12 protein-coding genes are annotated in these 13696 nt (G+C 71.1%); 4 read left to right on the top strand and 8 right to left on the bottom strand.

Annotation, left to right across the window (positions count from 1 at the left end):
* Positions 1-3 precede the first annotated feature (3 nt).
* From ACIGXW_RS15135 to ACIGXW_RS15115, 5 genes are read right to left on the bottom strand one after another with little or no spacing between them, the layout of a single operon-like run.
* Entirely contained in the window at positions 4-1788 is a 1785-nt protein-coding gene (locus ACIGXW_RS15135; RefSeq protein ID WP_399573364.1) for an AMP-dependent synthetase/ligase, read from the bottom strand.
* Entirely contained in the window at positions 1788-2675 is an 888-nt protein-coding gene (locus ACIGXW_RS15130; protein WP_399573363.1) for an SDR family NAD(P)-dependent oxidoreductase, read from the bottom strand. Before ACIGXW_RS15130 ends, ACIGXW_RS15135 begins: the two co-directional genes overlap by 1 nt.
* On the bottom strand, positions 2672-4249 hold the full coding sequence (locus tag ACIGXW_RS15125; RefSeq protein WP_399573362.1) for an aldehyde dehydrogenase family protein: 1578 nt from the start codon (positions 4247-4249) through the stop codon (positions 2672-2674). Before ACIGXW_RS15125 ends, ACIGXW_RS15130 begins: the two co-directional genes overlap by 4 nt.
* Positions 4250-4253: 4 nt before the next feature.
* Positions 4254-5648, bottom strand: a complete 1395-nt coding sequence (locus tag ACIGXW_RS15120) for a TrpB-like pyridoxal phosphate-dependent enzyme (RefSeq protein WP_399573361.1) — start codon at positions 5646-5648, stop codon at positions 4254-4256.
* A gap of 38 nt (positions 5649-5686) precedes the next feature.
* On the bottom strand, positions 5687-6256 hold the full coding sequence (locus tag ACIGXW_RS15115) for a YiiD C-terminal domain-containing protein (RefSeq protein WP_399573360.1): 570 nt from the start codon (positions 6254-6256) through the stop codon (positions 5687-5689).
* A 224-nt stretch (positions 6257-6480) separates the two neighbouring features.
* On the opposite strand from ACIGXW_RS15115, the gene ACIGXW_RS15110 reads away from it, so the two are divergent.
* Entirely contained in the window at positions 6481-8064 is a 1584-nt protein-coding gene (locus ACIGXW_RS15110) for an MFS transporter (protein WP_399573359.1), read from the top strand.
* Here ACIGXW_RS15110 and ACIGXW_RS15105 read toward each other — a convergent pair.
* A complete protein-coding gene (locus tag ACIGXW_RS15105) occupies positions 7972-8562 on the bottom strand; it encodes an EF-hand domain-containing protein (RefSeq protein ID WP_399573358.1) in 591 nt (196 codons plus the stop codon). The two genes, ACIGXW_RS15110 and ACIGXW_RS15105, sit on opposite strands and share 93 nt — an antisense overlap.
* A gap of 273 nt (positions 8563-8835) precedes the next feature.
* Between ACIGXW_RS15105 and ACIGXW_RS15100 the strand changes: the two genes are divergently transcribed.
* Both ACIGXW_RS15100 and ACIGXW_RS15095 read left to right on the top strand, forming a co-directional pair.
* Positions 8836-9354 carry a hypothetical protein gene (locus ACIGXW_RS15100; RefSeq protein WP_399573357.1) on the top strand — a complete coding sequence of 173 codons (519 nt, stop codon included), beginning with the start codon at positions 8836-8838 and terminating at the stop codon, positions 9352-9354.
* An 11-nt stretch (positions 9355-9365) separates the two neighbouring features.
* Positions 9366-10430, top strand: coding sequence for a cobalamin-independent methionine synthase II family protein (locus ACIGXW_RS15095; RefSeq protein ID WP_399573510.1), 1065 nt, complete (start codon positions 9366-9368; stop codon positions 10428-10430).
* Positions 10431-10441: 11 nt separating this feature from the next.
* On the opposite strand, the gene ACIGXW_RS15090 is transcribed toward ACIGXW_RS15095, so the two are convergent.
* Positions 10442-11722, bottom strand: coding sequence for a hypothetical protein (locus ACIGXW_RS15090; RefSeq protein ID WP_399573356.1), 1281 nt, complete (start codon positions 11720-11722; stop codon positions 10442-10444).
* Positions 11710-12561: an alpha/beta fold hydrolase gene (locus ACIGXW_RS15085; RefSeq protein WP_399573355.1), complete on the bottom strand. Its 852-nt coding sequence runs from the start codon at positions 12559-12561 to the stop codon at positions 11710-11712. The genes ACIGXW_RS15090 and ACIGXW_RS15085 overlap by 13 nt, the downstream gene beginning before the upstream one ends.
* Positions 12562-12819: 258 nt before the next feature.
* Between ACIGXW_RS15085 and ACIGXW_RS15080 the strand changes: the two genes are divergently transcribed.
* Entirely contained in the window at positions 12820-13368 is a 549-nt protein-coding gene (locus ACIGXW_RS15080; protein WP_399573354.1) for a hypothetical protein, read from the top strand.
* The last annotated feature ends 328 nt before the right edge of the window (positions 13369-13696 follow it).

Raw genomic sequence — 13696 nt, 5'->3', positions numbered from 1 at the left:
GGGTCAGTCCTCGAGGTGAGTCGGGCCGCCGTCGGCGTAGAGGGAGTCGATGAGCTCCCGGTAGTGGTGCTCGATGCGCCGGCGCCGCATTTTCAGCGTGGGGGTCACCAGCCCTGTCCGTGGTGTCCAGGTGTGGTCGAGGACGGCGAACCGCCGGACCCGCTCCGGCCGGGACAGCCGCCGGTTCGCGCGGGCGACGGCTTCCCGGACGCACGCGGTGCCCTCGGGACCGGCGTCGCCGCTCACGGTGATGAGGGCGACGTTGTACGGGCGGCCGTCGCCGATCACACAGACCTGGTCGATCAGCGGTTCGCCGTCGCCGATGTGCTCCTCGATCCTGGTGGGTGCCATGTTCTTGCCGTACGCGCTGACGATCAGGTCCTTCTTGCGTCCGGTGATGCGCAGCCAGCCGTCGGCGTCGATCGCGCCGAGGTCTCCGGTGCGCAGCCAGCCCTGGTCGTCGAGGACGGCGGCGGTCTGCCGCGGCCTGTTGCGGTAGCCGCGCATCGTCAGGGGCCCGCGGACGAGGATCTCGCCGTCGGCCTCGGTGCGCACTTCCACGCCGGGCAGTGGCGGCCCGATCCGGCCCGGCCGGTACTGCCCCGGCACGGTCACGCACGCGGCGGCGCACAGCTCGGTCATGCCCCAGATCTCGCCCGCCGGCAGCCCCAGCGCGTGCAGGAAGCGCATGGTCTCCGCGCGTACGGGCGCGGCTCCGACGTGGACGAACCGGGCCTCGTCCAGCCCGAGCAGGGCACGGACGGGGGCGAGGTGGGTGCGGTCCAGCCGGTCGTACTCGGCGCGCGCCGCCCGCGTGCCGGGGCCGTCGTCGCCGTCGGTCAGGGTGCCGCCCAGTTCCAGGGCCCGCAGGGCGCCCCGCCGGAAGTCCTCGGGGGCCCGGCCGAGTTCGTCGAGCAGCCGGGCGCGCAGCTTCTCCCAGATGCGGGGCACCGAGAACAGCCAGTGCGGCCGGACGGCCGGCAGGACGGCGAAGATCCGCTCCGCCTCCGGGCAGCAGGTGACGTCGGCGCCCAGAACCATGGGCAGGTAGTGGGAGCAGCAGCGCTCGGCGATGTGCGCCATGGGCAGGTACGACACCAGCCGGCTGCCCGCCTCCAGCGGCACACGGTCCAGGAAGGCCCGCCCGGTGGCGCGGATCGCGGCGTGGGTGAGCTCGACGCCTTTGGGCCGCCCGGTGGTGCCCGCGGTGTAGACGAGGGTGAGGACGTCGTCCGGCCGGGCGGCGCGGGGGCCCGTGTCCGCTTCCGGGGCCGTGGCGTCCAGCAGTTCGGCGAGCGGGCGCACCCCGGCGTCCGGGCCTGCCGCACCGTCGACGACGACCAGGTGCCGCAACCCCGTACAGGCCGACAGCAGAGCGGTGGCCCGCTCCCGGCCCGGCTCGTCGCACACCAGGACGCTCATCCGCGAGTCGTCCACCAGGAAGCGCAGTTCCTCGTCGGCAGCGGAGGGGTAGAGCGAGCAGGTGGTCACCCCGAGCGTCATCGCGGCGGCGTCCGCGATGTGGAACTCGGGCCGATTGCCGAGCAGCAGCCCCAGCGTGTCGCCCGGCCGCATGCCCAGCCGGGCCAGACCGGCGGCGCAGCGCCGCGCCTCGGCCCGGTAGCGCCCCCATGTGTACGGCTCCCGGCCGGGGGCGCGCAGGGCGGGGCGGTCGGCGAAGGCCCGGGCGGTCAGGTCGAACGCGTCGGGGAGGGAGGGGGCGTCGAGCGCGTGCCGAAGGTGGTCCGCGGGGATGCCGGTTCCGGTGGCGTACGTCATCTCACCCATCAGGTCAGCTCTTCTCCCTCAGCGGCCGGCGGGGTGCCGGCGGCGGTACGCGCGGCGCTGGGGGATTCGGGCAGGTGGCGGTACTCCAGGGCGCCCAGGGCGAGCCGCAGCCGGGGAGCGGCGACGCCGAGCAGTTCCCCGAGGGTGCCGAGCCGCGTGGAGACCCGGGGGCGTCCGGTGACCAGCGCGGTGGCCACCATGCGTGCCGCCTGCCGGGGGTCGAGGGCGGGCAGGCGGGCGAAGGCCGTGGTGGGCGCGCTCATCCGGGTGCGCACCAGCGGCAGGTGGACCGTGCTGACGGCGATGCCCTCGCGCCTGAGCTCGGGGGCCAGGGACTGGCCGAAGGCTTCGAGGGCCGCCTTGGAGGGGTTGTAGGCGGTGAAGCGGGACATGCCCAGCTGCAGCCCGATGGTGGTGATGTTGACGATGTGGCCGTGACCGCGCTCCCGCATGCCGGGGAGCAGGCCCAACGTCAGGTCCACCGCCCCGAAGTAGTTGACCGCCATGGTCCTGCGGTAGTCGTGCGGCCTGTTCGCGGCGTGCACGGTGCCGCGCCGGATGGACCGGCCGGCGTTGTTGACCAGGACGTCGGCCCCTCCACCGTCGGCGGTCAGTTTGTCCGTGAACGCCGTCACCTCCTCGTGAGCGGTCAGATCGACCGGGAAGACGCTGACCTTGCCGGCGCCCTCCCGGGCCTGCCGTGCCGTCTCGTACAGGGCCTCCAGGTCGCGTCCCAGCAGGATCAGCTCGGCCCCGGAGGCGCCCAGCAGGATCGCGAGCTGCCGGCCGATGGCCCCGGAGGCACCGGTGACCACCACCCGGCGGCCGCCGACCCGCGCGGCCAGCCAGCGGGTCAGCCGGCTCCCGCGGCCCTTCTGCCGGGTCACTCGGGAGCGCCCCGCCGGCTGCCCTTGGCCACCGAGACGCCCTGCAGGTGCGAGGTCCGCAGGATCGGGTAGTTCAGCTCGCCGAACGGTCCGCCGGTACGGCCGGTGCCGCCGTGCGTGCCGAGGTAGGGGGCGAAGCCGATGTGGGATTCGTTGACCTTCAGCAGCCCGGCGTTGCTCACCCGGCGGACGAAGGCGTCGATGACCTTGTCGTCACCGGACCACAGCGAGTTGCGCAGCCCGTACTCGTTGTCGTTGACGAACGCGATGACCTCATCCATCAGTTCACCGATCCCGTCCCGCTCGTCGGGGACCACGACCGCCAGCAGCGGGAAGAACGTCTCCTCGCGCACGGCCCGGACGCGCCGCGCGTCGCGCAGACCGGCGATGCGTACGACGGTGGGCTCGAGGAACGGTCCGGTCAGCGACGCCTCCCCCGCGACGTCGACGCGCTGGCCGCCGCACAGGACCCGGCCGCCGTGCCCGCGGGCGTCGGCGAGGACCTCATGGAAGCGGTCCATCTTCCATACCGGGCTGAGGAGCACGTCCGGGTCGCCGGGGTAGCCGGGGCGCAGCCCGTGGCAGCGGGTGACGAGGCGCTCCAGCAGGGCGTCGGCGACGTCCGGGTGGACGACGGCGCACTTGGGCACCATGCAGATCTGCCCGGAGCCGTAGAAGCACTCGGCCAGCGCCTCGGCGGCCCCGTCGAGGTCGGCGTCGTTCCACACCACCAGGGTGTCGTTGCCGGACAGCTCCAGCACCGGCTTCTTGCCGTGCGCCACGCACTCGTTGCCGAACTCCAGGCCGACGTCGCTGTCGCCGAAGAACATGATGTCGTTCACGTACGGGCTGGCCAGCCACTGGCGGAGCATGGGGCGGGTGGCGCCGGAGACCAGGTTCACGGTGCCGGGCGGTGCCCCGAGCTCGTCGAGGACGGGTACGACCAGCTCCCGGTAGATGAAGGCCACGCCCAGGGGTGCGGTGCGGGGGGCCTTGACCACGAGGGTGTTGCCCGCGCCGAGACTGGCCGTGCCCAGGAAGGAGTTGGAGGCGGCGGCGTTCTGCGGTGGGTTGAGGCACACCACCCCGTCGGGCTTGCGCAGCAGGGCCAGGGTGCGGTGGGGGTCGTCGAAGCGCTGCTCCAGCTGGCTGCGGTAGAAGGAGACGGTCTCCTCGCTGCTGCCCGTGAGCAGGCCGGCGATCTCCCATTCGGCCAGGCGGCGCGGGTGGCCCTCGGAGATGAGGATCGACAGCAGCTCGTCGTAGTGCTTCTTGAGGGCCGCGTGCAGCCGTGGCCCGAGCTGCATCCGGGTGTCCAGGTCGAAGGAGGACCACTCCGGCTGGGCCCGGTGCGCGGCCAGCAGGGCGTCCGTCACGTCGTCGGCGCTGCTGAGCCCGACGCGGCCCACGATCCCGGCGGTGTCGCCGTCGGGATCGCCGCCGGCCCGCTCCAGGCGTCGTTTGCGGGTGAAGGTGCCCCGGGGGTCGGTCAGGAAGGCGCCGGCGTCCGGGCAGTACGTCCAGCGGGTGCCGGGCCGGTCCTGCCCCGCGATGTACTGAGCGTAGGAGTACATCCGGTCACCGCCCGCCCCGGCCCGCGAGCACGGGGTCGCCCGCGGCGAGAGCGCACTCGTACGGTTCCGTATCCGCCATCTCCCCGGCGGTGAACGATCCGTAGGCGCCCAGGTCGAGCAGGCCGTGGCCGCTGTAGCAGAAGACGATCACGGCGCGGCGCCGTGTGCGGCGGCACTCCTCGGCGACGTCCATGGTGGCCCGGATGGCGTGCGCGGTCTCGGGCGCGGGCAGCAGGCCGTGCAGGCGCGCGAAGAGCGAACCCGCCTCGAAGACCTCCTTCTGCGCGTACGCCCGGGAGTCCAGGATCCCTTCGTGGCGGGCGAGGCCGACGAGCGGGGCGGCACCGTGGTAGCGCAGCCCGCCGGCGTGGATGGGCGGCGGGACGAAATCGTGCCCGAGGGTGTAGGTGCGGGCCAGCGGGCCCAGGCCGCTGGCGTCCGCGAAGTCGTAACGGTACTCGCCCGAGGTCAGCGTGGGGCAGGCGGCCGGTTCGGCGGCGAGGATGTGGAGGTCCGCGCCGGCCAGCTTGTCGCCGACGAAGGGGAAGGCGAACCCTCCCATGTTGCTGCCGCAGCCCACGGAGGCGACCAGGAAGTCCGGCTGCTTGCCGATGTCCTCCAGCTGCTCGCGGGTCTCCAGGCCGACGACCGTCTGGTGGAGCAGGACGTGGTTGGCGAAGGCGCCCATCGAGAACCGGTCGCCCGGGTTCTGCCGTACGGTCTCCAGCGCCTCGCTCACGGCGGTGGCCTCGGAACCGGGATGGTCGGGGACCTTCTCCAGCAGGGAGCGGCCGTAGGCGGTGTGGGGTCCCGGGCTGGGCAGCACCTGCTGGCCGAAGGTCTCCATGAAGTGCCGCCGGTAGGGCTTGGTCTCGAAACTGGCCCGGACCATATAGACGAGGGCCTTCACGCCGAACAGGCTGCACGCCAGCGACAGGGCGCTGCCCCACTGGCCCGCGCCGGTGTCCGTGACGAGCCGGTCGACGCCCTCCAGCCGGGCGTAGTAGGCCTGCGCCAGCGCCGAGTTGAGCTTGTGCGACCCCGACGGGCTGGCGCCCTCGTACTTGAAGTAGATCTCCGCCGGGGTGTCCAGGTGGCGCTCCAGGGCGTGCGCCCGGAACAGCGGCGTCGGCCGCCACAGGCCGTACGCCGAGCGGACCTCCTCGGGGATGGTGATCCACCGCTCCGGGGACATCTCCTGAGCGATCAGTGCCTTCGGCAGCAGTCGTTCCATGAAGCCCTGGCCGACCGGCTCCCTCGTCGCCGGATCGAGGTAGTCGTCCGGCACACGTGGCAGATCGGGCAGCACGTTGTACCAGCGCTTCGGGATCTTCGGGAGCGGAAGATCGTGACGCTCCAGAGCATGCACGGTGCCGTACTTCCCTTCGTCGTCTCGCACGTCGCCATCACGCGGCCCGGGCCCCGGCCGCGCCCGGCTCATCCGGGCAGGGCCTTGCAGTGGTACGTGAACTCGGCCTCGGCCACGCACGTGTCGTCGGTGTCGTGGAGGCGCGAGACCACGACCACCTCGAACCGCTCGCCGTCGGCGAGAACCGGATACCCCTGGGGCAGTGCGCCGGCCGGCACGTCCGCGACGGCCCGGATGTCCCCACGGGCCTTCTTGCGGTAGTCGATCCGCGATTCCCGGAGGACGAAGACGCTGGTGGCGATCCTCTCCCGCAGCATTCCGGCGAGAGCCGCCCCGGCCGCCGCTTCGGCGAGCAGGAAGAGAGCCCCGGCGTGCCTGGTGCCCACGTGATTACCGGTGTCACCGGAGTCCGGAAGCAGGGCCACGGCGCGATCGGCGCCGAGCTCGACCACTTCCACACCGACGAATTTCTGAAACGGAACCAGTTCATTGACGTACGCCCGGATCTCTTCCAGCGACGGAAGGGTCTGCGGGGCGGAGGGTAACGGCTGGGAACTCAGAGAAATCTCCCATCGGCCTGTGGGTGCCAGGGAAAGCCGAGCGGGAGACGTGGGCTGACGCCTCCCGACTGCGCACAACGGTCCCGGGACCTGCTGGGCAGCGTCAAGTGAATTCCGGGTTGATGCGTAAGTGAGATGAGAGGGTCATCGGATAGTCGTACTGCTCATATTTATTGGGGTCGGGTTTACCGATCACCTGCTTGGGGAGGTCTGCACTCTGCGAGTGCTCAGGACGATATCCGGAATCCCGCTCACCTACGCGATGTGGAGTTTCCTTGGAACGCCAAAAGAGCGAAGGTGTCGTGCCCACGGGAGAGAAGACCAGCCCCGCGGGACGGATCGTCGGCGAAGAGACGGCCGAGCCGCCGGTCTTCCACCGCCGCTGGCGGGTGCTCGCCTGTCTGGTCGTCAGCCTCGTCCTGGTCGTGCTCGACACGTCCATAGTCAGCGTCGCCCTGCGCACCCTCGCCCTGCCCGCGCCCGAAGGCCTCGGCGCCACCTCCGGCGAACTGCAGTGGGCCGTCGACTCCTACACCCTCGTCTTCGCCACCCTGCTGGTCTCCGCCGGGCTCTTCGCCGACCGGTTCGGACGCAAACGCACCCTCCTGGCGGGACTGCTGATCTTCGGCGCGTTCTCCGCGGCGTCCGCCTACTCCGACACCGCCGGCGAACTCATCGCCGCACGCGCGGCGATGGGCATCGGCGCGGCGCTCGTCGTCCCCGCCACCCTGGCCGTCATCACCAACGTCTTCCCGCCCCGGGAACAGGCCAAGGCCATCGGCCTGTGGGCCGCCTCCGCCGGGCTCGCCGTGGCCATAGGCCCCGTCACCGGCGGCCTGCTGCTCGAGCACTTCTGGTGGGGCTCCCTCTTCCTCATCAACGTACCCCTCGTACTCGTGGGCACCGCCGCCATCGCCCTGACCGTCCCGGAATCGGCCGACCCCGTCCGCCGGCCCTTCGACCCCGTCGGGGTACTGCTCTGCATGGCGGGCCTGGGCACCCTCGTCCTCGGCATCATCAAAGGCGGCGAGAACGGCGACTGGACCACCCCGGCCGTCTGGGCGACCATACTCGCCGGTGCCATCCTCCTGGCCTGCTTCGTCCTGTGGGAACGCCGCACCGCCCACCCCGCCCTGGACCTCCGCTGCTTCCGCGACGCCCGCTTCTCGGCCGCGGTGGGAGCCATCAGCGTGGTCTTCTTCGGGCTGCTGGGCTCTTCCTTCTACATGATCTTCTACCTCCAGAGCGTACGCGGCTACACCGCCCTCCAGGCCGGCTGCTGCCTCCTTCCCCTCGCCCTCGCCCAGATCGCCTTCTCCCCGCTCAGCACGGTCACGGCCCGCACCCTCGGCCCACGCCCCGTCTGCACGGCGGGCCTGGCACTGACCGCCCTGACCTTCCTCGGCGTGAGCTTCCTCGACCAGAACTCACCGCTCTGGCAATGCGAGGTCCTCTTCTTCGTCATGGGCGGCGCCATGGGACTCGTCATGCCCGCCGCCACCTCCTCCGCCATGGCCACCATGCCCCGGCACCGGGCCGGCACGGCCGCCGCCATGCTCAACTCCCTGCGCCAGGTCGGTGGAGCCCTCGGCGTCGCCGTCCTCGGCTCCCTCCTCGCCTCCCGCTACCACGACCACCTCCAACCCCACGTCCAGCCCCTGCCCGCCGAGCTGCGCCCACTCGCCCAGGAGTCCGTCGCCGGCGCCCTCAGCGTCGCCGACCACCTCGGCCCGGCCGGCGCCCGCCTGACCGCCCACGCCGTGGACGCCTTCATATCGGCGATGCGCCTCACGTCACTGGCGGCGGCCGGCGTGATGCTCCTGGGCACCCTCGCCGTATTCGCGGCGCTTCGGGACGATCGGAAGGACGGCCCCCTGGACACCTAGGCTGTACAGCGCTTCACCCATGGGGGAGTGCTCTCCGGCGACGTGGGCACGGACCGAGGCGAGGTAGTCGTCACGGCTGACGCGCCCGTCGCCGTTGGTGTCGAGTGCGGCGAAGGCCGTTTCGATGTTGCCGACCGGGTTCCCCAGTGCCGTGCGCAGCTTCGTGAACTCCGGGAGGGCCAGAACGCCGTCCTCGTCGGTGTCGACGAGGTCGAACAGCGCACTGAGCACGGGCTTGCAGACGGTGTCGAACGCCTCGGGGCCGGCCCACGCTGCGTACTCGTCGAAGGTCACTCCTCCGTCGCCGTTCGCGTCCATCGACGCCCACGCCCGCTCACCGGCTGTGCGCGCGGCGGTGACCAGAGGATCGTCCTCGGCGCGTCCCGAGGCCAGTGCCACCCGCTCGGCCCGGGCGGAGTATTCGTCCTTCGAGATGACCCCGTCTCCGTCGGCGTCGAGCATGGCGAAGACGAGTCGCTTCGCGGTGATGTCGTCCATGGAAGACCCTTCCGCTGGGTTCATTCGGGTTTGTTGCGTCATGGGGCGCTGGGTTCGGCTGTCCCTACCCCGCACCCCGGTGTTCACGCTTTGGGTGCAGCCCCCGCGCCACCGGTCCGCGGTGTGCGTGGCGCATATCCCGCGCACGGGGCGGACATGCGCTGGTGCGTGCTGCCAGGAGCCTGGGTGGCGGAGTCGCCCGGGGGTAGTCAGTGGGCCGGTAGTGGATCCGGACTTGCTGGAGGATGCGTGGTCGGCAGGCGTGGTGCGGCGGTGGCGTTGAGTTCTCTGGCCTTGGTGGGCTCGATGTGGGTGGGGGCACCGGCCGGTCAGGCCGACGAGGGCAGACACAGAGGCGTCGTCCTGTGCACGGGCGCCAGTAACAGTACGTACGACCCGCCCCTGGGCCTGGTTCCACGCGAGACCCGCGTCCGCACCGAGGCCCAGTACACGTGCACCATCGCACCCGGCCGGACCGTACCGGCCACCGGCTCTCTGGACGGGGCGTCGCCGACAGCGTCCTGCAACGGTTTGAGCAACCCCCGTATCACGGAAACCGTGCGGTACGGCGACGGCAAGAGGTCATTGATCGTCTACGACAGCGGCACCACCACCCGTGTCGCCGGCGCTCTCGACGTCAGCCTGTCCGGCCGGGTCACCGAGGGCCGTGGCAAGGGCCAGTCGGCACAGCGGAACGTACTCCTCGCGCTGCCCCGCCAGCTGCCCACGGAGTGCCTTTCTTCCGGCCTGCAGGGGAACAGCGGCCACGCACAGTTGGAGGTCAAGCCGTGACCCCGGCCTCCGTGGGGCTTCCCACCGAACCCATCGGCAGCATTCCCCGGCCCCCTGAGCTGCTCGCGGCCATGACGGACCGTGCCGCCGGCCGGATCAGCGACGACGAACTCGCCGCCGCCCAGGACCGCGCGGTCCGCGACACCGTCCGCCGCCTGGAGGAGATCGGCTCGCCGGTCGTCACCGACGGCGAACAGTCCAAGCCCAGCTTCGCCACCTACCCCCTCGACGGGCTGGACCGGTTGGCACCCGACGGCGTCGTCATCCCCTTCGCCGACGGGCACCAGCGACAGCTGCCCCGCCTGACGACCGGACCGCTGCGCTACGCCGTGCACGCCGACCGCTATCTGCGGGCCGCACGCCGGCACGCGACCGTCCCCGTCAAACAGGCCGTCATCGCCCCCTCGGCGCTCAGCCTGCTCTATCCGGCGGACGGCATCGACGGCTACCCCCGCGAAGCCTTCCTCGACGATCTCACCGCTGAAGCCGAGGCCGACATCCGCGGCTGCCTGGACGGCGGCGCCCACATCGTCCAGCTCGACTTCACCGAGGCCCGCCTCGCACTGAAACTGGACCCTGGCGGTGGCCTGCTGGAGCAGTTCATCCTGCTCAACAACCGCGTACTGGACCGCTTCTCCATCGCCGAACAGGCCAGGATCGGCGTGCACACCTGCCCCGGCGGCGACCAGGACTCCACCCACAGCCTCGATGTGGACTATGCGGCTCTGCTGCCCAGGCTGCTGCAGCTCAAGGCCGGAAACTTCTATATCCAGCTGGCCAGCGAGCCGGACCCGGACAAGGTCCTCAGCGTCCTGGCCGACCATCTGCCCGGCCACGGCCGGGCGTTCATCGGTGTCACCGACCCCATCGACCCGCGCGTCGAGACCCCCGAACAGGTCCGCGACCGTGTCCTGGCCGCCGCCCGCCACCTGCCCGTCGACCGCCTGGGCACATGTGACGACTGCGGCTTCGCACCCTTCGCCGACGACACCTCCACCTCCCGCGACACCGCCTTCGCCAAGATCCGCGCCCGGATCGAGGGCACCGCCCTGGCCTCCCGCGAGCTGGGCGTCTGACGGCGCCCAGGCTATTCGTGGGGAGTCGCTGCGGGGGTGTGCGGGATGGGGATGACCCTGGCCATCACCGAGGAGATCGGATCACCGCCGAGGACGTCCCGCAGTTCCTTGACGCCTTGCTCCCGCTGCGCCGGGGTGAGGGAGACGTAGCGTTCGATCCGTTCGTTGAACGTCTGTCGGAATCTGGCGTAGAGCTCGTCGTCCTCGCGGATTCGGCCGGCGATACGGACGAGGTCCGCGGTGCCGGCGAAGTCGTCCTCGGAAAGGTGGTGATGCGGTAGGACGTCCGCGAACCGGCCGGCCATCCGGCCGAAGAGCGTGCCGTCGAGCTGTCGCACGGTGAAGACGTGTGCGTAATGCTGCTCGTGGATTGCCAGGGGAAGCTGTGCGAGTGCGATCGACTCGTGAAGCGCGGTGAGCCCGGGCGCGAGCAGGTGATGAGGCGTGCTCGCCACGTGCCTCAGCAGTTCGCGCTGCGGCACGAAACGGCATTCGGCCCGTCGGTTCGCGGCGGTGACGGTCTGCTCCCGGTGCGCACCGAAGGGGCCGCCGCAGACCAGGACGCGCGCGAACCGGCGCCAGTCGCGCAGGAGGTCCACCACCCATCGGTGGAGCAGCCGCAGGTAGTCGTTGTTGACGTCGAAGTCCAGGAGGAAGTTCTTGAATCCGCCGACGTTGATGAGTAGGTCGTACTCCGGTTCCGCGTCACGCGGCAGGGTCCGCAGGCCCTCGACGTCGATGACCGAACCCGTCACATGCATCGCCGGGCCCATGCCCCCACCGGGATCGATGAGTTCGGCCATGCGCTGCGGGACACCGGGAAAGTTCTGCACCACGCTGTGTGTGGCGAGCAGGTGGGCCGCGATGACGCGCTCGTGCGGCGAGAGAGCGCCCAGGTGCCGGTCGGCGGCGGCGAAGGAGTCGCGCGGCATGCGTTCGCAGAGGTCGCGGATCTCGGTGAGTGGACGTCCGACCTGCCAGAAGCTCAGCAGACTGTCCACCATGACCACCGGCCGGCCCGCCACGACGGCCCGCACGACCAGATCGGCGTCCATCACCGAGACGACCTGATCGCATCTCTCCAGCAGGCCGTCGAGCACCGTGGACGCGGTCCCGGAGGTCTCGGAGGTCTCGCGGATTTCGTCGAAGGCGTCCGCGTTGCGACGGGCGAACGCCGCCGCCACGTCGTCGCCCACGAATATCCGCTCGTGACCGGAGAGCAGCCGGGATACGGCGACGAGCTCGGCTGCCGGCCCGAAGCCGCAGTTCTGGGCTCCCATCACGATGCGCACGGCCCGGAGCCCCTGTGTCGTTGCGCGTACGCATTCGTCGCGGGCGTGCCGGCCAGGACGTCGACGAGACGCCCGGCGAATTCGACCGGGTATTTCGCGTAGCCGACGTGGCCGCCGGGGAACTCCGCCAGTTCTTGGCCGAGCCGTTCCGCGAGGACGAGCGCCGGCTGGTGGATGAGGTGCGTGCGCGATTCACGCCCCCCTGCCACGACGATGAGGTCCGCCGCTGCAGCGAGCGCGGCGAGGTCGGGAACGAAGCGCGTGGACGGCCGTACCATGTGGGCCAGGAAGAACGCGCTGTTGTCGTACGCCTCCGGCAGCACCGGCGCGGGCCGGCCGCCGAAGAGGGGCTCGAGCATGCGAAGCGCCGGCGCGACGCCCTCGCGCCGGAACACCTCGTGCACGTCGTCGAAGAACGCCCGGTGATGCGCGGCGTCCGGAAGGAGCCCCATCGCGGGCGGCTCGTGCGTGACCACCGACCGCACCCGGCCCTGATGACGCATCGCGAGTTCGAGGGCGACGAGCCCGCCCGAGCAACTGCCGAACACCTGCGCAGGCTCGTCCGCGACGGCCACGTGGTCCAGGAGGCGACACGCGTCGTCGGCGTGCACCTCGATCCGCTGATCCGTCGGCGGGCCGTCGAGCGGACTGCGTGAGTAGCCCCGCGGATCGTAGGAGACGACGCGATGGCACGCGGCGAGAGCGGCGGCCAAGCGCTCGAAGACGGCCGCATCGGAATTGCCACCGGGGATGAGCAACAACAGCGGCCCGGAACCGCGTACTTCGAAGTAGAGGCTTGCACCTGGTACCGCCAGAGTGCCGGTCTCCAAGGCGTCCATCACCCTCCAGGGCCAGCAGCCGGGTGGCGTCGTAGCGTCCCGCCCACACTACTTACGGCAAGGCGTCCCGAGAACCACTCCTCTTCCTTCGGGAGCCGCCCCGTGGGGCGCTTCCCGTCGCAGGGCGAGGCGTGCTCATGCCTACGCGCGCCTCACCGCGACCGCACGTGCCTTCCCGCCACTCCCGCGAGCGGGTCTCGCAGGCGGACGAGCAGGGCATCGCACACCTCACGCCGCCCACCGCGAAGGAGACCCATCATGGCCGTCATCAGATCGTGGACGCGTTCCGCAGCCCTGGCAGCCCTCACCGTGCTCGGTACGGCCGTACCGGTCACGGGCCCCGCCCATGCAGCCCATGCAGCCCACGCAGACTCGCCCGCACAAGTGCAGTGCCAGGGAACCGAGTCCGTCACCTACCGCCCGGGAGTCACCCTCGCGCCGCGGAACATCGAGGTCACGACCAAGGGACGGTTCGGCTCCTGCACCGACAGCGCGGGCAAGGTCACGAGCGGGTCGTACGGCGAACGGTTCACGATCTCCGCCGGCTGCAACGACCTCCTCGGCCCGTTCGAGGACCGGCGGACCATCAAGTGGAGCACCGGCGACACCAGCGTCATCCAGGCCACCGGCAACAGCACCGCCGTGGCCGGCCAAGTCGTCACCACCATCACCGGCACCGTCACACAAGGCCGCTTCCAGGGCCGGACCGCACTGCAGATCATCACGCTTCCCCAGCCGGGAGCCCTGCAGTGCCTCACCACCGGGTTCACGGGGGCGACGGGCGTGACGACGCTGACGATCACCTGAGGTCGCCGCCTTTGCGAAACGAGTACGGCCGGCTCTCGTACGAGCCCCCCTTCCCGGGCGGTGGCTCCGGCCATCCCGCCGCGCTGCCCGGCGCCGCCGAGATGGCCTGCTACGGCATGAAGGCACCCGAGACCACCCGCTATTACAGCCGCGGCATGGCGCTGAACCACCGGGCGATGGAGGCCGCCCGCCCCGGCGGACGCGGCCGTGGGGCTCGCCGCATGCCACAGCGGGGAACGCAGGTCCGGCCTTCACTCATAGGGGTGATGATGGCGTCTTCGTGCCGACCGTCGGGAAGTCTTATGACGGTAGTACGGGACGGTCTGCC

The sequence above is a fragment of the Streptomyces sp. NPDC053079 genome (genome assembly GCF_044546695.1).
Taxonomy (GTDB): domain Bacteria; phylum Actinomycetota; class Actinomycetes; order Streptomycetales; family Streptomycetaceae; genus Streptomyces.
Note: the sequence above shows the minus strand (reverse complement) of the source record. Positions and strands in the feature narration are given on the sequence as shown.